Genomic DNA, 22,067 nt, shown 5'->3' with positions numbered 1-22,067 from the left:
CCAAAACATTTAATTATTAAACTTATAACTACTGCTATTAATACGAGTGCTATACTTATCACAAATAACCTTGAAAGATGTGAAAAAATGTTATCAAAAAAAACTCTTAGCACTAGTATTAACAACAACTATTCTATTATCTTTCACAGCTTGCGACTCATCTAGTAATAAATTATCAACTAATAATACATTAGCTACAAATATAACTGCTGATACAGAGAAAAGTACTAATACAAATAAAATAGTTTTGAGTTATAATAGCCTTTCAACTTAAGAGGCATTTGAAATATCTGCGAAAACTGTTAAGGACTACTTTAATGTTGATGTGGATAAAAACAGTTTTAAATCTGAAGATATAATTGATATGGGACATTACTGGATTGTTCAGGTAAAGATCCCAAAAATCAACAAAACATAGTTCTTATCAAAGTTAATACTTACAATAAAGAAATCGTCGAAGTAAGTAAATAATTTCACTAAATTTAAAACTATAATCAAGAAGCCAGTATCTATTTTAAATACTGGCTTCTTGTGCACTTTTCTGTTGTTAATATCAAACTTCAACTATTTTAATAATTTTTGTTCACTACTTCCAAGGAAAATTGATTTTTGTGATGGTCTGAATACACCAAGATTTTCATTCCTTCCTTGTAATAAGCACTTAGCATTTTCTTTTCCAAAAGTATCAGCAGCTTCTTTACTTATTTCTCCTATATTGCCACCCTTACACCTTTTAATGATAAGTGCAAGCTTTGTATCTTCAAAATCCGTCAACATAGCAAAATCTCCACCACTGTCTCCAGCTACAAAGATAGGCCCTTCACCATATTTCGTTTTCTTCTGGTAAATTATAACCATATTTAGGGTTACCGGCAAGAGTTTTAACTACATCAACAAACGAAGCAGAGCATATATAAACCTCTATCCCATTATCTCTTAAAGTTTTAATTAAATTCTGTTGTTCGGGAAGAAGTCTTAAACCACTCTTATAATCGATGGAAACAACTCCGACTTTCTCTGGCAATTCATCGGGACTGACAAGAGTTTTTTTTAATTTATTAATAAATAAAAACCAGTATATTTTGTTTCAATACTGGCTTATATATAACGCTTAATTTAATATAAAGAACTTCATCACTTATAGTACCAAACTAAGTCTAGTTTTCATTTGATTAGACAATTAGAAAGTCATTTCACACAAATTTTCAGATACTGAAAAGTTTGCATCTGTACTATTTTTAACATTTTCCACACTTAATCCTGGAGCGATTTCAACTAATACTAATCCATCCTTATCAACATCAAAAACCGCCTTATCAGTTATTATCCTATTCACCACACCTTTCGCTGAAAGAGGTAATGTACATTTCTTCAAAACTTTCGAATTTCCTTTCTTATCACAGTGTGAAAGCGCTACAATCACTCTTTTAGCTCCCACTAATAAATCCATTCCTCCGCCCATTCCTGGAACAAATTTACCTGGTATTTTCCAATTAGCTATATTTCCTAGCTCATCTACTTCAAGCCCACCTAAAACAGTAGCATCTACATGTCCTCCTCTAATGATACAAAATGAAAATGCCAGATCAAAAACTGCCCCACCTGGTTTCATAGTTATAGGTTCTCCACCAGCATTTGCTAAATCAGGATTATGTTCGCCTTTTTTTGGAGCTGGTCCAAACATAAGCCCACCATTTTCTGTTTGTAAAACTACATTTATCCCTTCTCCAATATAATTAGCAGCCTGTGTAGGCATGCCAAATCCAAGATTTATAACTGCTCCATCCGTAAATTCTTGAGCAATCCTTCTTGCAATCATTTCTCTAGAATTCATTCTTTTCCCCCTTATTTAAATTTATTTCCTTTTTGCCAAAGCTCTCCATAAATATTTTTTCTTTCTTCTTTTGAATAACCTTTTACAATATAGTCAATAAATATTCCAGGAGTACCAACATTATTAGGTTCAATTTCACCAACTTCAACTATTTCATCTACTTCAGCAATTACTATACTTGCAGCAGTAGCCATAGTAGTGTTAGTATTTAAAGAGGTTCCTTCATACATAAGATTACCATTTCTATCAGCTTTTGAGGCTTTTATTAATGCAATATCAGCCTTCAAAGGAGGAAAAACCAAATACGGCTTTCCATATAATTCTATTTTAAGAGCATTTTCTTCAACTTCTGTTCCAAGTCCTACTGGAGTAACTACTGCTCCAAGACCTGCTCCTGCAGCCCTGATTCTTTCAATAAATGTTCCCATTGGATTAAATTCAACTTCAATATTACCTGTATTATATCCTTCTACTAACATAGGATCTGTTCCAATATGAGCACCAATAAATTTATTAACCTGCTTATTTGCAGTAAGTTTTCCTATATCAAAGCCTCCTCCTGGGTAACTTCCTACTACACTAATTAAACAAAGATTGTCAGTACCTTTCTCAACTAATGCATCAATAAGCTTTAAAGGAGCACCTACTCCTAAAAATCCACCTACCATGACTGATGCACCTTTAGAAATCATGTTTACGCTTTCTTCTATTGTTTTAACAATAGCCATTACATACACCTCCGAATTTTCATTATATTTATGGCGGTAATGATAAAAATAAGAATTCCTGCAATATATATATACATATGTATATCACTTTTTATTCGAAAATAAAAAGCAAATTTATTAATAGATGCCATTGATTTGATGATTCTAGAAATCGATTTGTATATTAAGGTAAAATTGCTAGAGGTGAAAGTTCCATTATTGCTGCGGACCATTACAACCGCTATGAAAAAGATATTGAATTAATGAAACAAATGAATTTGAAAATCTATGGTATGAGTATTGAGTAGAGTTATATAATTTCTCTATATTTCAAACTATAATCAATTGCCAGTATCTGTTTTAATACTGGCTTCTTGAAATAAATCTTATTAACTAGCTTAAATATACTATTTTCTCAAGAAAATTGGAGAAGAAATCCCTATCTTATCATCATTCATAATTGCTTTTACCAAATACCATGTATTATCCTCAGTCACAGTAATATTTGTATTCCATTCAAATACTCCCGTTGACTCTATAATATGTTCATTGATTACTACCCCGCCATTTGATATCAATTGAACTTTTTCAATATTAACCACCAAATCTTCTATGTGAACCTCTACATTCAATGATTCCCCTACCCTTACATTTATGATACTCCCCATAAAATATTCATCTAATTTAAATAATAATCTAAGAGTTCTAGATTCAGTTGAAAATACCCTCCTCATTCTCATAGCTTCTACTATATCTTTCTTTGTTAAATTCTCTGCAATAACTCCCGTAAGATTATCAGCATCACCCCAAGTGGCCTGATGATTATCCTGCCCGTTTATAGCTCCAAAAGTCCACCCATCATCCAACACTTTATAGTAAAGATCTTCACTTCTGATATATGGTCTTGGGGGAGAACCATTACCATATTCATATAATAAAATACACTTATTAAAAGGGCTCTCACACTTAAGCGTTCCAACTGTTTTAAAAGGGTGATTAACAACAAGCAATAGGTCTTGGTGGGTGTTAATCCACTGACTCATATCTTCAATCATAAATTTCTTCTTATTAACCAATTCATTACAATCAAAAAAATTCATATGCCCCCAAAATACAGTGCTAAGTTCAAATCCCACTATAGCAACAAAATCATCATATTTAGAATTTATCCGATCTGCCTCAAGTTTTGTCATCGCCCATTTAGGGTATTTACATCCATGAAGAGAGATGGAGTTGTCATAACTGGTATTATTCTTTAATAATTTCCCAACATGGTCACTTATCATTAGAAAATCTAATTCCTTATCCCTTGCATATTCAAATGCTTCTGTTGGAGTTTCTTTTCCATCGGAATATCCAGTATGTGAGTGCGGATTCCCATAATAAAAATTGTATTCTTTATCCTTATCATCAACATAAAAAGTCCATTTAATATGAAAATTCTTTTTCTTGCAATTTTTAATTACCAGCTTAACCCTATGCTCACCGTATTCTAGGTTCTTTTCAGGGAAATACACAATATTACGCTTCTCTAACTTTTCACACTTCACCATCTCATCATCTAAATATAACCGTAACGCTACCCCACCAAAATTCTGAAACTCATCTTTAAAAATTACAGATATTTTTGGTTTTCTATCATGAATACATGATAGATCAAATGGATGGATTTTATATTCATACTTACTTTCTTCACTCATAATAATAATTAATCACTCCTTACTAATATATTATTATTATATATAACTTATAATTCAATATAAGAGATTTCATCACCTATGGTTCCTACCAAAGTCTGGTCTTCAATATCAACCTATAGACAAATCTAGATTTCATTTTTTTAAATATATGCTTTTTTAGACTACTAAAGGATGGAATTTATAAATACAATAAAAAAATGGATTTAAAGTGTCATAATTAAAAAACACTTTAAATCCATTAGCTTCTTCATTACTCTTTATATCTAACTAATTCTATCCTAATAGAAGGAGGTTTAAAATCAATACTCACTTCATCTACCATCATTCCCACTAAGTTAAACTCTCCTCCTTTAATATCTTCGCCTGCTAACTGCCAATAGTATTCATCCATTTCACTCTGTCTTTGAACACTGAGTAGTTTCTTAATATGCTCAATTTTTTCAGCACTACATTCAACTTGACTTGACTCTGCAATAATAATATATGAATCATCTTTTTCTTCAATAACTATATTCATCTTTTTTGATGAATTTATAAAGTAAAAATTTATTATTTCATCCACAATCTTTGAAATCTTTTGCACTTCATGCTTCATTAATTAATCCCCTTTCTTAAAAGCATCTATAAGCGGAACAAGAATTGCAGCCACTAATCCACCTGCAAAACCATTATTATATAAATTCAAACCTCCATGCACAATACCTACATTCATAACTATTGATAAATGCAAGAATCCTGCAACAAGCCCCATAGCAAAACCATACTCTCCAGCAATAGGACAAAGTGTAGTACCAAACAAACCAGCAATTATTATGGCAGTAGAATTTACTTCCCATATTTTCAAATGTGCTGCTATAAAGACACCAAGCATAATAGGAATAGTATTTTTAGGATTTTTTCCAAACGCTCCAAACCCAGTAACAGTAAGTAATGCACCTACAATAGGACCATTCAAAACTCCACCTAAAGTTATAACATAAATCAATGATACCATACCCATAATACCCATGTTTATGTACGATACTCCATAACCTTGCAACTGAGAATAATCTGTAATTAACCTTCCTGAAAATCTGAATACTTTAGAATATCCTTGAAAACTCTTTCCATTAATAGCATACCCTACAGCAATCAAAAGAATAAAAATACTTAACAAGAAAATCTTTAAAAAAGAATCATACGCTGTTGAAAGAATCAATTGAGATTCTACAACAAGTCCATAACTTTTTAATAATGAATTTAATAAAATACCTAGTACTCCTGCTGTCAACCCAACATTATACAAATTATAACCATCATGAGTTCTTAACATATGAGACGATAAAGGAGTTATTACAAATCCAACAAACACTCCAAATACTATGCCTAAAGGCAAGGATAGTATCAACGGTAAATCGAATCCAAAGGCTATTTCACTTACTATAGGTCCAAGTGTAGTAGAAAACATAATTGCTACCAATACATTTTTAAAACTAACGCCCTGATATTTTACATATAAGAGTCCTCCTAAATACATGGGAAGTACATTAAAAATATTTTTACCGAAAAAAGAGAACCCTGTTATAGTAAATACCGCTGCTATTATAGCTCCATTCGGTTTTAATTTAAGTTTATAAATAATACAAATATTAAACGTAGCTAATAAAGATGCATTTATAAAAGTAGCGCCTATTCCACCTATTTCTAAATAATCCGTAAGCAAAATATCTGATGATATTATTATATCATATAGTCCCTTAATCATATTTGAGGGCTTATCTAAGAAAAATGCAGAAAAGAACAAAATTAAAGGTAGCATACTAAGAATCAGTAAATTCCCTTTTCTTCCTAATTGAAATTCTGAAGCGTTTCTTCTAATATTTTGCAATAAAAATCATCCTCCCTATTTTACAGACAAATCTACAAAAACCGTTTTCCTAAGACTTATTTCTAGACATTCGCCATTCCTCTCTGTTGGTAAGGTTTTCATTTCTTTTATTTAATCATGTATTTTAATATTATTCAATACTTTTCAATAAATCAATCATTTTTTTCTTACGAAAATCATTTTTGCAAAAACTTAAACAGTAAAATCCTATTTTGTACATTTTATTTTCCCTTATATTTTTTAACTTGGGTTTTTTCTAAATCTATGGTATTTCTTGTATATTCTTGTTATAATTATATATATATATTCTTGTTATAATTAAATAAAAGATATTTAGTTTTCAACTAGTATACTTCTTATTTCAACATTTATAGTAATCTATAGCTTAACAAAACATGACTTATATTTGGAGGGATCATATATGAAAAATAAAGAAAAATATTCAATAGGTGAAGTGGAAGAAATTTGTAATATTCCTGCAAAAACATTACGTTATTATGATTCGATAAAATTGGTTGTCCCTGAATTTAGAGATGAAGGAACTAAATATAGATATTATAGTAAGAACCAAATGGTAACAATATATATAATTCGTAAACTAAAAATGTTTGGCTTTAAATTAAAGAAAATTCAGCAAATTATAAACGATAATAGAGCTGAAACTCTTAAAAACAATTTAGATCGTAAGCTTTTGGAAATATCCGATGAAATAAATATCCTTCAAAAAAGATATTCCGATTGCTATTCTTTTTTGCAAAGACTAAAAGAAGGGGTAGATATCATTTCTGACTGCGACAAAGAGAATATTATTAACGAAAATATATATATTGAAGAAATTCCTGAAGTAGATCTAGTATTTACCAGAAAAGTTATGGAAAAATATTCAAATGCAGATGTATCTTTAGAAAGATGGGTTGAAATAAATAATTTATGCAATAAACTACAGCTAAAGAGCAAAGGATCAATTATAGTTACATACCATTCAAACCCTCTTGAGCAATTTTGCTTTAAGGATTCAGTTGTTGAATTCGGAATGTGCATAGAAGCACCCATAAAATGCGATAATTGTAGGAAGTTTGGAGGGTTTACTGCTGCTACTACTACTCACATCGGAAAATACTCCAATATTGTAAACACTCATATAAAAATGATACAGTGGATTAATAAAAATGGTTATAAAATTGCCGGTAATATATCCGAAGAATTTATTATATCCCCTATTGATGTAACCAATGTGGACGAGCATATTACCAAAATAATAATTCCGATAACAAAGATTGATTGAGAAAAGAAAAAATAGACTCAGTTTTAGGGTTAGTATATTTTTTATATAAATAACAAATTTAGGGAACTTTTTTTAAAAGTTCCCTAAATTTGTTATTTTATCAACACTATTTCTTAAATAAGTAAAAGGTAGTACATCCAACAATTGATGTGGCTGCATTTTTTCAATGATAACGCAGAATTTGTGAAACTTCTTTCCTTCTTGGAGCTTTTGGCTCTTCTGCTGGATATCCACATGCAACCAATGCAATAATCAGTTCATCTTCCGGCAAATCAATAAATTTTGTAACTCCTTCTTCGTCAAAAGATGCCATAATTACAGTTCCAAGACCCAACTCCTCTGCTGCAAGGCAAATATTTTGGCAGGCAACTCCAGTGTCAAACATTTCCCATGCTGCTCCCTTTGCAGTAGAAGTAGAACCATCTCTTTCGTAACCAGAACGTTTCTTTACAATAGAAAGAGCCAGAAGCATAGGTGCACTTTCAACAATATTTACATTTTCAGATGCTACCAATGTATGAGCAATTTTCTGAATCTCATAATCTTTTTCAATAACTGTATAACGAACAGCTTTACAATTATTCCAAGATGGAGCCCATCTTGCACAGTCAATAATTTGTTCTATTACCTCATGCTCTACCTTACATGTCTTATATTTACGGATGCTTCGCCTTTTTTTAATACATTCTATTACATTCATATTAATATCCTAAATTAATATGTCTCGTAAACAAACTGAACTACTGTTGATAATGGTGGTTCAGGTAGTACATCAATAGAGCTTGGGAATGGTGGATTTTCAGGAACTTCAATAATCTTGAAAGAACGAACCTCAATTAATGCACGGTTTCCATCAATTTTCTTAATTCTCGCAATATACTCCATGTAGTCACCTGCAAATGAAGGAACATAAAGACGAACCTTCTTTACCTCAACACAATGACCTGTGTTTCCAAATACCTTTGCCATAAGACGGTTTGCTGTATCATTCATAAGTGTGATGTTTCTTGCCCCGTTTACAACTCCTCCAGCATAAAATACATCACGGTCTGACATTCTATAACGATATGTTACTGTCTGTTGTTCATTCATAATACAATTCTCCTTTATTCTATATTTTCAATTTAGCTTCTTTTTTTTAAAGCTTGGATTTATTCTGGAAAATCTTCAAGTGGACGCCATGGATTAATTACTGCTCCGTCTGGCTGTTCTCCACGCTGTAAGTGCTTTTTAACTACAAGACGAACGTTTCCTTCTGTACAAAGTACAGGCTCATCAAACCAAACCATATCTCCTGGTTTACATTCTGTCTTACCCTCGCGGAAAGCAGGTGTAGCAAGCTTGAAAACTTCAATTTTACAATCACGAGATGAGTTTCCTACTTTAGTAAGAGTTGCTTTAAAGTCAACCATATCTCCTACATAAATGTCCTTGTAACATTTAACATCATGGTATCCAAGGCAAAGTGATTCGTCACCATCCACCAAAATCATTTCTTCTGTCTCAACATCTCCGATGAAATCAAACTGACGTCCAATTGGTATTAATCCATCTGGATTATTGGCATCTGCTGTTGTCATGTTATAGCTTAAAAAAGATACTTTTCTCATTATAATATCCTCCTATTTTTGACGTGACTGCCTGTTAAAACTGCCACGTTCTATATTGTGGTTAAATCACATAAAGTAATTTAGTTGAGCTTCGTCCACAATATATAGCGTCAGAGCGCATCAATCTGCGGTATATATTGTGGTCGATTATAGTTCAACTTGCTTTTTGTGGTTTAACATATTGTTTATATATTTAATTTATATTACACCCTCTGCTTTAAGATTTTTAAGTTCTTCTTCAGTAAGTCCAAAAACTTCTGCATTGTGTTGTCCCAACAATGGAGATGGATTATCTACACTACCTGGAGTTTCAGAAAGTTTTACAACACAACCTTGGAAATACTGATCCCCTGCTGTTGGATGCTCACAATGCACCATCATTTCACGAGCCTGAATATGTGGATGCTCGATTGCTTCCTTAACATTTAATACTGGACCGCATGGGACTCCTACCTCATCCATTATGACTTCAATTTCTTTCTTAGTGTAGTCCTTGCACCAGTCACGGATTAAATTTTGTAAGTCTGGTATATAGTTTTCGCAACGCAAGTTGTTTGTTTCATAGCGAGGGTCTTCTAAAAGTTCTACATGTCCGATAGCTTCACAGAATTTTTTGAACAATCTATCATTACCTACTCCAAGAGCAATGAAACCATCTTTACAATCATATATATCGAATGGAGCGATAGATGGGTCTACATTTCCGTTACGTTCTGGAATAAAACCACCCACTGTGTAGTTTACAAGTGCATTTTCAAGTAAACTGAAGATTGTATCTACCATTGATACGTCAACAAGCTGACCCTCACCTGTCTTCTCACGGTTGTAAAGAGCCATGAGTACTCCTACTGATAAGTAAATACCTGCAACGTGGTCTGCTACAGAAGGACCAACCTTTACTGGATTTGTCTCCTTGAAGCCTGTAAGGTTAATCATACCACCCATAGCCTGTGCTACAATATCATAGCAAGGACGGTGTGTCATTGGTCCATACTGACCAAAGCCTGAGCCTGAAGCATAGATAATATTCGGATTAATCTTCTTTACAGTTTCATAATCAATACCAAGCTTCTTTGTAACACCACCCTTATAGTTCTCAACTAAGATATCAGCATCCTTAACAAGCTCATAGAACATCTGTTTACCTTTTTCAGATTTAAGATTAAGAGTGGCACCCTTTTTGTTACGGTTAACGTAGTTGTAAAAACCACTTTCACCGCTCTTTTCATCAGTTGGTCCCCATGTACGACACTGTTCACCATTAACTGGTTCAATTTTTATAACATCTGCACCATAATCACCTAATATCATTGTACAAAATGGTCCATTTAACGCAGAAGTAAGATCAACTACTTTTAAGCCTTCAAGTGCTTTTCTCATGTATAAAACCTCCCTGTATTAGTAATTTATTAATATGTCTCGTAAACAAACTGAACTACTGTTGATAATGGTGGTTCAGGTAGTACATCGATAGAACTTGGGAATGGTGGATTTTCAGGAACTTCAATAATCTTGAAAGAACGAACCTCAATTAATGCACGGTTTCCATCTATTTTCTTAATTCTCGCAATATACTCCATGTAGTCACCTGCAAATGAAGGAACATAAAGACGAACCTTCTTTACCTCAACACAATGACCTGTGTTTCCAAATACCTTTGCCATAAGACGGTTTGCTGTATCATTCATAAGTGTGATGTTTCTTGCCCCGTTTACAACTCCTCCAGCATAAAATACATCACGGTCTGACATTCTATAACGATATGTTACTGTCTGTTGTTCATTCATATCACAATTCTCCTTTATTCTATATTTTAAGTTTTACTTCTTTTTTTTAAGCTTGGATTTATTCTGGAAAATCTTCAAGTGGACGCCATGGATTAATTACTGCTCCGTCTGGCTGCTCTCCACGCTGTAAGTGCTTTTTAACTACAAGACGAACATTTCCTTCTGTACAAAGTACTGGCTCATCAAACCAAACCATATCTCCTGGTTTACACTCTGTCTTGCCCTCACGGAAAGCAGGTGTAGCAAGCTTGAAAACTTCAATTTTACAATCACGAGATGAGTTTCCTACTTTAGTAAGAGTTGCTTTAAAATCAACCATATCCCCTACATAAATATCCTTGTAACATTTAACATCATGGTATCCAAGGCAAAGTGACTCATCACCATCAACTAAAATCATTTCTTCTGTCTCAACATCTCCGATGAAATCAAACTGACGTCCTATTGGTATTAATCCATCTGGATTGTTGGCATCTGCTGTTGTCATGTTATAGCTTAAAAAAGATACTTTTCTCATAATGAGATCCTCCTAATATTTTTTATTTTTTGATTATTAATTAGCTTCTCACTGCTACTTTATTTTTCTCAGATACCGGGAATACAAAGTAACCAATAATTGCGGCAACTACTGTCCATGGGAACCATGCAAGCATTTCAGCTGATAGCGGAAGATTCTCATAGAATGTATTGAAAAAGCCTAAATTTATGTTTAGTCTAATTCCATAAGCGTAAACGGTATCAAAGATACCAAAAACCAATGCTGTTGTCATTGCATAACGACATATGTTTAAGTGCCTTCTATTTTGGTTATTTGGCATTAATGCATAATATATAACAAGTACAATAGCTGCTGGGTATATACCATCAAGGATTGGTCCAAGGAATGTAAGGATTGAAGCAAGCCCCATACATCCGAAGATTGTACTTAAAACCAATACTGCGATAGATGCTTTCTTATAATCTATCTTTCCTTCTGTTGTATCCACGAAGAACTCTGCACATCCGGAAGTCATACCAATCGCTGTTGTAAGTGCAGCAAAGAATAGTGCGATTGAGAATAAAATTCCGCCTACTCGTCCAAGGAGTTTAGTAGAAACTGCTGTATAAAGAGCTGTATAATTTAAATCCATTGTACCCCCTGTAGAAGCACCTATTAACATATGACAAAGGTGTGTACAACTTAATAATGCTATACCAATAATGCCAACTCTGATAATATTCTTACTCATACGTTCGTCAGAAACACCTTTTTCTTTTAGACCATTTAAGATAACAACACCGAATATTAATGAACAAAGAATTTCAGCTGTTGCATATCCGTTTGTGAAACCATAGGCAAATGCCGAACCTTCATATGTCTTTGCAACTGGCTCTGCAATAGGACTTATAAGCCCTTTTCCTACAACGATAACGACAATGACAATAAGCAACGGGAAAAGAATTTTTGAAATACGATCCATTGTCTTTCCAGGGCTCATTAAGAACCAATAAGTTATTAGGTAGAAAATTATCGTAAATATAATCAGTGGTAACCTTGATGTTGGATTTAAACCAAAAGCCTGTACTACAGAGTCCCAAGATGCTGCACTCATACGTGGAATAGCATACAAAGGTCCTAGCACAACAATTGTTACGATTGTATATGATACGCCTAGTTTCTTTCCAAGTACACGTTTGGTAATTTTGTTATAGGTGCCATTGCCCCTTGATAATGCAACATATGCAAGCAATGTAAGCAATAAAGCTGTTATAAATGCTCCACCGAATGCACCCATTACAGATGTACCACTTTCTTTACCCCAGTTCATTGGCCACACCATACTCGATGCACCAAAGTGCATTGAGAAGAGTGCACCACCCATTAAAAATAATGCTGATAATTTCAAATCTCCATTCTGGTTCAAATTCTTGTTCATACATTCCCCCCTTAAAATTAGTATTTATCCTAGCACTTAAATCTTAGCTTCCAAAGCTTTGAAACTTGTTAACTAGTTAAGATACTTTTATTATATTTAATACAGTTGCTGGACAGTCAACCCTATATTTGATATTTTTTTAACATGTTTTTGCTAATAATTCCCTAAACTATACCCTTAGTGTAAGGTTTATAATTTATTTATTGCTTTTTAAGTTTGCGATTTCCTCAATCATCATTGGAACAACTTTAAATAAGTCTCCAGTGATACCATAGCCTGCACAGTCAAAGATTGGAGCTGCTGCATCCTTGTTTACTGCAATTATTAATTCTGAATCCTGCATACCTGCCTTATGCTGAATTGCACCAGAGATACCAAGGGCAACATAAACCTTTGGATGTACAGTCTTCCCTGTTTGTCCAACCTGATGATCTGCTGACAGCCAATCAGAGTCAATAACAGCACGGCTTCCACCTACAACTCCACCGCCTAAAGCCTCTGCAAGCTTATGTGCAAGTTCGATTCCGCCTTCAACATTCTTACTGATACCACGACCTACAGAAACAATAACGTCTGCACCAATTAAGTCAATCATCTGTTTTGCTTCCTTAACAACTTTAAGAACTTTTGTTTTTATGTCCTCTTCAGAAATACAAACTGTAAATTCCTCTATTTCACATGCATCAGCCTTTGCCTGGTTAAATTGTGCCTTCTTCATAACCCCTGGACGTACAGTTGACATGCATGGTCTGAAACGAGGACATATAATTGTTGCCATAAGATGTCCTCCAAATGCTGGACGTGTCATCTTTAAGTTCATATCTTCCATCTTGAAAGTTGTTTTAGATAAATCAAGTGTAGAAGACGTTGTAAGAAAATCAACATAATTCTCCATTTCAATGTCAAGGTGTGTGCAGTCAGCTGTTAGGCCAGTATGCAAACGAGCTGCACAACGTGGACCAAGATCTCGACCAATGTTAGATGCACCTATTAAGATAACCTCAGGCTTTTCTTCCATTGCAACGTCACAAAGCACCTTAGTATATGCATCTGTTGTATAAACATTTAACGCAGGATCATCACATACAATTATCTTGTCAGCACCGTATCCTCCAAGTTCCTTAGCTATATCTTTTACGTTGTGTCCAAGAAGTACCCCAATGAGCTTTGATCCACGCTCATCAGCCAATTTACGACCTTCAGAGATTACTTCAAAATCAGTATCAACTAATTTTCCATTACGCTGTTCACAAAATACCCAAATATCCTTAAATGCACCTATATCAGAACTATTAAAACCCATATTCTCATGTCTCCTTTCAAATTATATAACGTGTTTCTTGTGTAATCTGCTTACTAAGTCTGCTACTGTTTCTCTATCATCCCCTTCAAGCATTACACCGACACCCTTCTGTGGTGGTGTGAAGGACTTGAATATATTAGTAGGTGAACCTTTAAGCCCGATTGTATCAATCTCTATTAATGGCTCGTCCTTAAGCGCTTCAAAATCAAGAATTGTAAGTGGTTTGTTGTAACAATCCATAATACCGTTCATAGTCATATAGCGAGTAGGAACATTCTTCTCTTTTACACATGTGATAAGACAAGGTGTCTGAACCTCAATCATCATATATCCATCTTCGAGTATACGCTTTACAACTACTACATTATCTTTTTTATCAATTTCAGATGCATAAGTAACTTGAGGAATATCAAGCTTTTCTGCAATCTGAGGTCCAACCTGAGCTGTATCTCCGTCAATTGCCTGACGACCACAGAAAATGATGTCATCTTTACCGATTCCAAGATGTGTAATTGCTGCTGCAATAATCTGAGATGTTGCAAATGTATCAGAACCACCAAACTCACGCGAAGAAATTAAAACAGCATCATCTGCACCCATTGCAAGAAGCTCACGAAGCATTCCCTCTGCTGGAGGAGGTCCCATTGTCACTGCTGTCACCTGACAACCTGTTGCATCCTTAAGTATTAGTGCCTGCTCTATAGCGCTTATATCATCCGGATTAATGATAGTAGACATAGAAGCACGTTTTAGCGTTCCATCTGGATTTACTGCAACCTTGCCTGAAGTATCCGGAACCTGTTTAATACAAACGTAAATTCTCATTATTCTCTACACTCCTTTTCTATTTATTCATCACCGCTCTGGAGATAACTACTTTATGAATTTCCGAAGTACCTTCATAAATTTCTGTAATCTTAGCATCACGATACATACGCTCCAACGGGTAATCTTTCATATAGCCATAGCCTCCATGAATTTGAAGTGCCAAATTTGTAACAAAACATGCATTTTCAGAAGCATTAAGCTTACACATAGCAGCCTCTGTTGTAAAAGGTTTTCCAGCATCCTCAAGATATGCAGCATACTGTACAAGAGTTTTAGCAGCCATTGTCTTTGTAGCCATATCAGCGATATACCACTGTATACCCTGTAAATTTCCAATTGACTTGCCAAACTGTACACGCTCTTTTGAATACTTAATAGAAAGATCTATAGCACCTTCTGCAACTCCCACAGCTTGAGCACCTACTCCAACACGTGCTCCATCAAGAGCTTGCATTGCAATTTTAAATCCTTTCCCTTCCTTACCAAGAAGGTTTGCAGCTGGAACACGACAATCTTCAAATATAAGTTCAGCTGTTTCGGAACCAGCAAGACCCATTTTAGTTTCAACTTTTCCAATGCTAAAACCTAGTGTACCTTTTTCAACTATGATTGCAGACATTCCCTTTAATCCCTTTTTGGGCTGTGTAAGTGCAAATATTATAAGTACATCTGCACGGCTACCTCCAGAGATAAAGCACTTTGTACCATTTAATATATACTCGTTCGTTTCAGGATCAAAAATTGCTGTTGTCTTCGCGGAACCTGCATCAGAACCAGCATTTGGCTCAGTAAGGGCAAACGCTCCTAAAGATCCGCCTTTTGTAAGCATGGGAAGATATTTTTGTTTCTGTTCTTCATTCCCATATTTGCAGATAGCGTGAGGTGCAATCAAATGGATTGATAAAATTGCTGCAGAAGACATACATTTCTTTGCAAACTCTGAAACAGCTATAACCTTCTCTAATGCACCACCGTCAGAACCTCCGTACTGACTAGGAACACCAATTCCTGTAAAACCTAATGCTGCCATCTTTTTAAAATTTTCCTCTGGGAAAACATGCTCAAGGTCAACATCTGCTGCAACTGGGTCTAATTCATTTTCGGCAAACTGTTGTGCCAACTTTTTAATCATTTCCTGTTCTCTAGTTAATGAAAAATCCATATGTTCTTCCATCCTTTCTTTTAATATGAAGTAGAAACATTTCTTGAAAGCATATTTAACGCATGCATTTCTATGTTTCAAACTTATTTTGTAATGCTCTTTGTTTATGTGATATATAAAATGTTATCTTATACAGTCACTGGAAGGTCAATAGGTTTGTGAAAATTTAATCATACATATGTGTTATTTTTTTAACTAAAGCCTCCATCTACTGTAGAGTAAATGAGAACGGAACACAATGAAATAAAAAACTGAGGCTATCTCAGTTTTTTATTCTGAGACAGCCCCTTATTGTAAGTCCAGTCTTTGAATCTCTCCTAATCATTTCATGAATTACTGTAGCTTTTCATTTTCTATATCATTTCAAAATTTCTTATACTTTACAATAATAAAAAATCCCATTATCCTCTGTCTTTTCAGCTCTTCCAATCGCCACTAAGTGTTCCAAATGAGACATTGCTTCCCCTGAAGCAAACCATTTTTGTGGGTTAGGAAAATCGTCCCATGAATTACATCTTATACTCCAGTGCATATTAGCAGCTATATCTCTAACAGACATTTTGTTATCTTTTATGATTTCCATAATCTCATTAAGTCGTTCTTCATGATGATTAATAAGTTCACTAATTCTCTTCTTATGATCTCTTATGATATTTCTATGAGCTGAAAAAAGATAATCTATATCGTATTCATAAATTTTCTTTAAACTATCTATATAAACAGCTAAAATATCTTTTTCGAAACCCCAAAATGCAATATTAGGTGTTATTCTATCCAATATATGATCTCCACCAAAAAATATTTTATGTTTTCTTTCATATAATCCAATTTGACCTGGAGTATGTCCAGGAGTATCAATTATTTCAAAAGAATAATCCCCAACATTTATTACATCTCCTTCATTAAGAGGAGTAAAATCAACTTTTTCTTTTGAGCAGTATTTATAACCCGGATGCTCATCAATTGATATTTTATCTTTTTCAAGGTCAAAAATTTTTGCATATTCCTTATATTCGTCCCAATAATCTTTTGAAGGCATTTTATTTATCATATTACCATCTACTTCACCTGCATATACTTTCATACCTTCTTTGTTCAGAGTTGAAGCAAGTCCTGAATGATCTGAATGAAGATGTGTTATAAGTAAATCTGTTTTGTTAAGATCAATATCAAGCTCATTTATACCCTCCATAAATGCAGCTTTGCACTCCTTGCTATTAAAACCAGTATCAATAATTAGGTTTCTATCCTCTGATAATATAATATAGCTATTGAGAACCTTTAAAGGATTATTTGGTAAAGGAATTTCATTTTTATAAATATTAGGATAAACTTCTATAATCATTATGTATCGCACCTCCTCTCTTGTAATAAAACCACTGCCATTAAGGAATCGTTTAAGAATAACTTCTACCTATATTTCTTTAAAAAATGCTTGAATCGTGCATATTTTTGAAAGAAAGGTAGAAATATTTTTTAAGCCGACCCATAAGTAATCTATCTTTTTACTATCAATGCTGTTCCTTGTCCTCCCCCTATGCATAAGGTAGCAAGTCCAGTCTTTGAATCTCTCTTAATCATTTCATGAATTAATGTAACTAATATTCTACCACCAGAAGCTCCGATAGGATGTCCCAATGCGATAGCTCCACCATTAACATTTACTTTATCCATATCAAATCCTAAATCTTTTGCAACTGCTAAACTTTGAGCTGCAAAAGCTTCATTAGCTTCAATTAAATCTAAATCTTCAATAGCCATATCTGCTCTTTCTAATGCAACTTTAGTTGATGCAACTGGTCCATATCCCATGATAGATGGATCTAGTGCTTTTGATCCAAATGAAACAATTTTAACTAAAGGTTCAACTCCTAATTCTTCTGCTTTTTCAGCACTCATTATTACGAAAGCTGCTGCTCCATCGTTTATTCCTGAAGCATTACCAGCTGTTACTGTTCCATCTTTTTTGAAAGCTGGTCTTAATTTTGATAATTTTTCTATAGTAGCACCAAATTTAGGGAATTCATCTGTATCGAATACTACTGGCTCACCTTTTCTTTGAGGAATTTCTACTGGAACAATCTCATCTTTAAATCTTCCTTCTTTAATAGCTGCTTCAGCTTTGTTTTGAGATTTTACAGCAAATTCATCTTGCATTTCTCTTGTTAGGTTCCATTGTTCTGCAATATTTTCTGCTGTTATTCCCATGTGATAGTCATTAAAAGCATCCCATAATCCATCTGTTATCATCTCATCAACTAGAGCACCATTGCCCATTCTTTGTCCCCATCTTGCTTTATCTAACACAAAAGGAGCACGAGACATATTCTCCATACCACCAGCAACAACTATATCAGTATATCCTGACAAAATCATTTGAAAGGCTAAGCTAACTGATCTTAAACCAGAACCGCATACTTTATTAATTGTAAATGATGGAATATCAATAGGTAACCCCGCTTTCACAGAAGCTTGCCTACATGTATTCTGACCTAAACCAGCTTGTAAAACGTTTCCCATAATTACCTCGTCTACTAATTCTGGTTTTATATTTGCTCTTTTTACTGCTTCCTTAATTACTAAAGCACCTAAATCTACAGCTGAAACATTTTTTAAACTTCCACCGAATGATCCCATAGCTGTTCTAACCGCACTAGCTATCACTACTTCTCTCATCTTAATTCCCTCCTACAAAATTATACTGCTATCTCTGATACTTCCAAAGTCCACCGCCATTAAAAGGTCGCCAGCTTTGTCTTGTATCAAATTTTATATTTAAGGCATTATATGGTTAAACCACAAAAAGTAAGTTGAACTAAAATCAACCACAATATCTACTGCAGATTAATTCGTTCTGACACTATATATTGTGGTCGAAGTTCAACTAAATTACTTTTTGTTGAATAACCATTATATATGCCAAAAATTTACTTTGAATAATCAAAAAATCCTTTTCCTGTTTTTCTACCTAAAAGTCCACCTCTAACCATTTTTCTTAATAATGGATGTGGTCTATATTTAGGATCACCAAATTCTCTATATAAAGTTTCCATAATTGCTAAATTTACATCATTACCAACTAAATCAGCAGTAGCTAAAGGTCCCATACCGTGACCAGCCCCTAATTTCATAGCTGTATCAATATCTTCTGCTGTTGCAACACCATCTGCTAATATACCTATAGCTTCATTCATCATTGGGATAAGTATTCTATTAACTACAAATCCTGGTCCTTCTTCTACTTGAACTCCAGTTTTACCTAATTTACCAACTATATCAAATATTACTTCTTTAGTTTCTTCTGAAGTAGCAATCCCTTTGATAACTTCTACTAATTTCATAGCAGGCACTGGATTAAAGAAATGCATTCCAATAACTTTATCTGGTCTCATTGTTGCACTTGCAACCTCAGTTATGGAAAGTGATGAAGTATTTGTTGCAAGTATAGCTTCTTTTTTACAAACCTCATCTAATTCAGCAAATATTTTCTTCTTTATCTCCATATTTTCAATTGCCGCTTCTATAACTACATCAACATCTGCAGCCATTTCTATATCAGTTGTTCCTGTTACTCTTTCTAATACTGCTACCTTTTCTTCCTGAGACATTCTGCCCTTTTTAACACTTCTGTCCAAGTTTTTACTAATCATTGATAATCCTTTATCAACAAAATTTTGCTTAATATCTCTTAATACTACATCAAATCCTGCTTGTGCCATTACTTGTGCAATTCCAGAACCCATAGTCCCTGCACCTAAAACAAAAACCTTCATTATTATCTCCTCCTTAAGGCATATTCAAACAAATAACTAGTCATTATGCTAGTCTATTTTTAAACATTGCTGGTCTTTTTTCAATAAAAGCAGCCATAGCTTCCTTCTGATCCTCATTTGCAAAACATAAACCAAATAAATCCTTTTCAATTATCATACCTGTCTCAATATCAGTTTCTATACCTCTATTAATGGCAGATTTACTATATCTTACAGCTATTTGTCCTTTAGATGATATCTTTTGAGCAAGTTTCACTGCTTCATTTAAAACCTCATCCTGTGAAACAACTTGATTAACAAGTCCAATTTTTTCTGCTTCATTCGCATTAATTATTTTAGCTGAAAAAATCAATTCTTTTGCCTTTCCTATTCCAACTAAACGTGACAGTCTTTGAGTTCCTCCAAAACCAGGTGTAATTCCTAGTCCAACTTCAGGTTGTCCGAATTTTGCTTTTTCCCCAGCAATTCTAATATCACAACTCATTGAAAGCTCACAGCCTCCACCTAGAGCAAAGCCATTTACAGCTGCAATTACTGGTTTTTCCATAAGCTCAATCTTTCTGAAAATCTTTAAACCTAATTCCCCAAATAATCTACCTTTTTCCGGTGACAAATCTTTCATCTCAGCAATATCTGCTCCTGCCACAAAAGCTTTTCCCGCACCAGTAATAACTACAACATATATTTCTTCATTTTTATCCATTTCATCAATTGCATGATCTAATTCTTTCAAAGTTTCTGTATTTAAAGCATTTAAGGCTGAAGGCCTATTAATAGTTAATATTCCAACTCTTTCTTTTTGCTCTACTAGAAGATTTTTGTATCCCATTACTATTCCCCCCTTTATTCAGAACTTTTAGCAACTCCTAAAGTTCTTTACTCGTTATTTTACAATGTATATTTTGAATTTAATTATTTAAACTCATAGTGTAGTATCTTTAAAATTATTTATTAAATCTTACATCAAATTCTTCTCTAAGTTGATTTCTAAATTTAGGATGAGCAATATTGATTAGCGCTGCGGCTCTTTCCCTTAGAGATTTTCCTCTCAAATCAGCAATACCATACTCGGTAACTACATAATGTACATCACTACGGGATGTTGTTACCACTGTTCCAGGAGCAAAGAATGGAGTAATACGAGAAATTTTTCCTTTTGCAGCAGTTGAAGGTATAGCAATTATGGACTTACCATCTTTTGACATACTGGCCCCTCTTACAAAGTCAACTTGTCCACCAACACCACTATACTGCGTAAGACCCATTGATTCGGAATTAACCTGCCCCATTAGGTCTACTTGAATACAAGAATTAATAGAAATCATTTTTGTATTTTGACTAATAACCCATGGGTTGTTAATATAGTCAACTGGATATAACTCAATTGCAGGATTGTTGTCTACAAAATCATAAAGTTTTTTGGTTCCCATTAGAAAAGTAACAACCATTTTGCCTTTGTGTATTGTTTTTTCTTTACCTGTAATAACACCAGCATTGTATAGCTCTAATACTCCGTCGGAAATCATTTCAGAATGTATTCCCAAATCTTTTTTATCTTTTAAAAATAGTAGAACTGCGTCAGGGATAGACCCTATACCTAATTGAAGAGTAGAACCATCTTCAATCAGTGAAGCACAATTCTTGCCAATTGCCTTTTCTATATCTCCGATTTTTGAAAGGCCTGTCTCATCAATAGGATAAGAACCGTCTACCATATAGTCAATATCAGATACGTGAATGAAGTTATCCCCCATTACTCTTGGCATTTGGTCGTTAACTTCAGCAATAATAATTCTTGCATTTTCTGTTATAACTCTTCCAAAATCGCAAGAAACTCCAAAACTACAAAATCCATGTTCATCCGGTGGAGAAACTTGAAGCATGGCAACATCAGGGGTTAAAGCACCGCCTTTATCAAACAATCTTGGAAATTGGAAAAAGAAACTTGGTGTATAATCTGCTCTACCTTCATTTATAGCATCTCTTGAAGCTGGAAAAGCAAACAAAGAATTTAGATGAAAATGACCTTTATATTTCGGTTTAGCATACTCACTGCTTGTCAAATTAACAGACTGAACAATTTCTACATCTTTGTACTGCTGATAATTTTCAACCATGGCATCCACAGTAACTCTAGGATTTGTAGCTCCATGACTAAAGACAATTCTGTCCCCTGACTGAATATGTGAAACAGCTTCTTTTGCAGAAACAACTTTTGAACTATATACATCTTTCCATTCCATTAAGAACACTCCTCCTTAATTTGATGGTAAATATAATTAAAAAGACTTAGTT

Annotated in this window: 23 protein-coding genes; 2 read left to right on the top strand and 21 right to left on the bottom strand. The window is 33.9% G+C overall.

What is annotated here, in order from left to right:
- Nucleotides 1-564: 564 nt before the first annotated feature.
- From ACQ3F0_RS18670 to ACQ3F0_RS18660, 3 genes are all read right to left on the bottom strand, one after another.
- A complete protein-coding gene (locus ACQ3F0_RS18670; protein WP_428867028.1) occupies nucleotides 565-858 on the bottom strand; it encodes a hypothetical protein in 294 nt (97 codons plus the stop codon).
- A gap of 322 nt (nucleotides 859-1,180) precedes the next feature.
- On the bottom strand, nucleotides 1,181-1,834 hold the full coding sequence (locus tag ACQ3F0_RS18665) for a 3-oxoacid CoA-transferase subunit B (RefSeq protein ID WP_428867027.1): 654 nt from the start codon (nucleotides 1,832-1,834) through the stop codon (nucleotides 1,181-1,183).
- 11 nt (nucleotides 1,835-1,845) lie between these two features.
- Complete coding sequence (locus ACQ3F0_RS18660) at nucleotides 1,846-2,562, bottom strand: CoA transferase subunit A (RefSeq protein ID WP_428867025.1); 717 nt, start codon at nucleotides 2,560-2,562, stop codon at nucleotides 1,846-1,848.
- A 173-nt stretch (nucleotides 2,563-2,735) separates the two neighbouring features.
- Here ACQ3F0_RS18660 and ACQ3F0_RS18655 point away from each other — a divergent pair, with 173 nt between their 5' ends.
- Nucleotides 2,736-2,849 carry a family 1 glycosylhydrolase gene (locus ACQ3F0_RS18655; protein ID WP_428867114.1) on the top strand — a complete coding sequence of 38 codons (114 nt, stop codon included), beginning with the start codon at nucleotides 2,736-2,738 and terminating at the stop codon, nucleotides 2,847-2,849.
- A 99-nt stretch (nucleotides 2,850-2,948) separates the two neighbouring features.
- Here the strand turns inward: ACQ3F0_RS18655 and ACQ3F0_RS18650 are convergent, their stop codons facing one another.
- The 3 genes from ACQ3F0_RS18650 to ACQ3F0_RS18640 all read right to left on the bottom strand — a co-directional run bounded on the left by ACQ3F0_RS18650 (nucleotide 2,949) and on the right by ACQ3F0_RS18640 (nucleotide 6,108).
- Nucleotides 2,949-4,241 carry a CehA/McbA family metallohydrolase gene (locus tag ACQ3F0_RS18650; RefSeq protein ID WP_428867024.1) on the bottom strand — a complete coding sequence of 431 codons (1,293 nt, stop codon included), beginning with the start codon at nucleotides 4,239-4,241 and terminating at the stop codon, nucleotides 2,949-2,951.
- 250 nt (nucleotides 4,242-4,491) lie between these two features.
- Nucleotides 4,492-4,836: a hypothetical protein gene (locus ACQ3F0_RS18645; RefSeq protein ID WP_428867022.1), complete on the bottom strand. Its 345-nt coding sequence runs from the start codon at nucleotides 4,834-4,836 to the stop codon at nucleotides 4,492-4,494.
- A 3-nt stretch (nucleotides 4,837-4,839) separates the two neighbouring features.
- Complete coding sequence (locus ACQ3F0_RS18640) at nucleotides 4,840-6,108, bottom strand: DUF1576 domain-containing protein (protein WP_428867020.1); 1,269 nt, start codon at nucleotides 6,106-6,108, stop codon at nucleotides 4,840-4,842.
- A 421-nt stretch (nucleotides 6,109-6,529) separates the two neighbouring features.
- On the opposite strand from ACQ3F0_RS18640, the gene ACQ3F0_RS18635 reads away from it, so the two are divergent.
- A complete protein-coding gene (locus ACQ3F0_RS18635) occupies nucleotides 6,530-7,393 on the top strand; it encodes a MerR family transcriptional regulator (protein WP_428867018.1) in 864 nt (287 codons plus the stop codon).
- A gap of 163 nt (nucleotides 7,394-7,556) precedes the next feature.
- Here ACQ3F0_RS18635 and ACQ3F0_RS18630 read toward each other — a convergent pair whose 3' ends face one another.
- From ACQ3F0_RS18630 to ACQ3F0_RS18560, 15 genes are all read right to left on the bottom strand, one after another.
- The gene (locus ACQ3F0_RS18630) at nucleotides 7,557-8,093 is read right to left on the bottom strand and encodes a nitroreductase family protein (RefSeq protein WP_428867016.1); all 537 of its coding nucleotides are present in this window, start codon (nucleotides 8,091-8,093) and stop codon (nucleotides 7,557-7,559) included.
- A 14-nt stretch (nucleotides 8,094-8,107) separates the two neighbouring features.
- Nucleotides 8,108-8,485 carry a hotdog fold domain-containing protein gene (locus tag ACQ3F0_RS18625; RefSeq protein ID WP_428867013.1) on the bottom strand — a complete coding sequence of 126 codons (378 nt, stop codon included), beginning with the start codon at nucleotides 8,483-8,485 and terminating at the stop codon, nucleotides 8,108-8,110.
- Nucleotides 8,486-8,544: 59 nt separating this feature from the next.
- Nucleotides 8,545-9,003, bottom strand: a complete 459-nt coding sequence (locus ACQ3F0_RS18620; RefSeq protein ID WP_428867012.1) for a beta-alanyl-CoA:ammonia lyase — start codon at nucleotides 9,001-9,003, stop codon at nucleotides 8,545-8,547.
- A 198-nt stretch (nucleotides 9,004-9,201) separates the two neighbouring features.
- Nucleotides 9,202-10,383, bottom strand: a complete 1,182-nt coding sequence (locus tag ACQ3F0_RS18615) for a CaiB/BaiF CoA transferase family protein (protein WP_428867015.1) — start codon at nucleotides 10,381-10,383, stop codon at nucleotides 9,202-9,204.
- Between the two features lie 29 nt (nucleotides 10,384-10,412).
- Nucleotides 10,413-10,790 (bottom strand): hotdog fold domain-containing protein, encoded by a 378-nt coding sequence (locus tag ACQ3F0_RS18610; RefSeq protein WP_428867013.1) that lies wholly within the window; start codon nucleotides 10,788-10,790, stop codon nucleotides 10,413-10,415.
- 58 nt (nucleotides 10,791-10,848) lie between these two features.
- Nucleotides 10,849-11,307 carry a beta-alanyl-CoA:ammonia lyase gene (locus ACQ3F0_RS18605; protein WP_428867012.1) on the bottom strand — a complete coding sequence of 153 codons (459 nt, stop codon included), beginning with the start codon at nucleotides 11,305-11,307 and terminating at the stop codon, nucleotides 10,849-10,851.
- Between the two features lie 40 nt (nucleotides 11,308-11,347).
- Nucleotides 11,348-12,706 (bottom strand): branched-chain amino acid transport system II carrier protein, encoded by a 1,359-nt coding sequence (gene brnQ, locus ACQ3F0_RS18600; RefSeq protein WP_428867011.1) that lies wholly within the window; start codon nucleotides 12,704-12,706, stop codon nucleotides 11,348-11,350.
- Between the two features lie 196 nt (nucleotides 12,707-12,902).
- On the bottom strand, nucleotides 12,903-14,009 hold the full coding sequence (gene acrA / locus ACQ3F0_RS18595) for an acryloyl-CoA reductase electron transfer subunit beta (RefSeq protein WP_428867009.1): 1,107 nt from the start codon (nucleotides 14,007-14,009) through the stop codon (nucleotides 12,903-12,905).
- Nucleotides 14,010-14,030: 21 nt separating this feature from the next.
- Nucleotides 14,031-14,834, bottom strand: coding sequence for an acryloyl-CoA reductase electron transfer subunit gamma (gene acrB, locus ACQ3F0_RS18590; protein ID WP_428867008.1), 804 nt, complete (start codon nucleotides 14,832-14,834; stop codon nucleotides 14,031-14,033).
- 19 nt (nucleotides 14,835-14,853) lie between these two features.
- Nucleotides 14,854-15,999: an acryloyl-CoA reductase gene (gene acrC / locus ACQ3F0_RS18585; RefSeq protein ID WP_428867007.1), complete on the bottom strand. Its 1,146-nt coding sequence runs from the start codon at nucleotides 15,997-15,999 to the stop codon at nucleotides 14,854-14,856.
- A gap of 373 nt (nucleotides 16,000-16,372) precedes the next feature.
- Nucleotides 16,373-17,344 (bottom strand): MBL fold metallo-hydrolase, encoded by a 972-nt coding sequence (locus ACQ3F0_RS18580; RefSeq protein WP_428867005.1) that lies wholly within the window; start codon nucleotides 17,342-17,344, stop codon nucleotides 16,373-16,375.
- A 152-nt stretch (nucleotides 17,345-17,496) separates the two neighbouring features.
- On the bottom strand, nucleotides 17,497-18,675 hold the full coding sequence (locus ACQ3F0_RS18575) for an acetyl-CoA C-acetyltransferase (RefSeq protein ID WP_428867004.1): 1,179 nt from the start codon (nucleotides 18,673-18,675) through the stop codon (nucleotides 17,497-17,499).
- A gap of 251 nt (nucleotides 18,676-18,926) precedes the next feature.
- On the bottom strand, nucleotides 18,927-19,775 hold the full coding sequence (locus tag ACQ3F0_RS18570) for a 3-hydroxybutyryl-CoA dehydrogenase (RefSeq protein WP_428867112.1): 849 nt from the start codon (nucleotides 19,773-19,775) through the stop codon (nucleotides 18,927-18,929).
- Nucleotides 19,776-19,815: 40 nt separating this feature from the next.
- Nucleotides 19,816-20,601 carry a short-chain-enoyl-CoA hydratase gene (locus tag ACQ3F0_RS18565; RefSeq protein WP_428867003.1) on the bottom strand — a complete coding sequence of 262 codons (786 nt, stop codon included), beginning with the start codon at nucleotides 20,599-20,601 and terminating at the stop codon, nucleotides 19,816-19,818.
- A 115-nt stretch (nucleotides 20,602-20,716) separates the two neighbouring features.
- Complete coding sequence (locus ACQ3F0_RS18560) at nucleotides 20,717-22,015, bottom strand: acetyl-CoA hydrolase/transferase family protein (protein ID WP_428867001.1); 1,299 nt, start codon at nucleotides 22,013-22,015, stop codon at nucleotides 20,717-20,719.
- Nucleotides 22,016-22,067 lie beyond the last annotated feature (52 nt).

Source organism: Clostridium sediminicola (assembly GCF_050402865.1).
GTDB lineage: Bacteria > Bacillota > Clostridia > Clostridiales > Clostridiaceae > Clostridium_AF > Clostridium_AF sediminicola.
The sequence above is the reverse complement of the archived record's forward strand: the minus strand, read 5'-3'. Positions and strand labels throughout refer to the sequence as shown.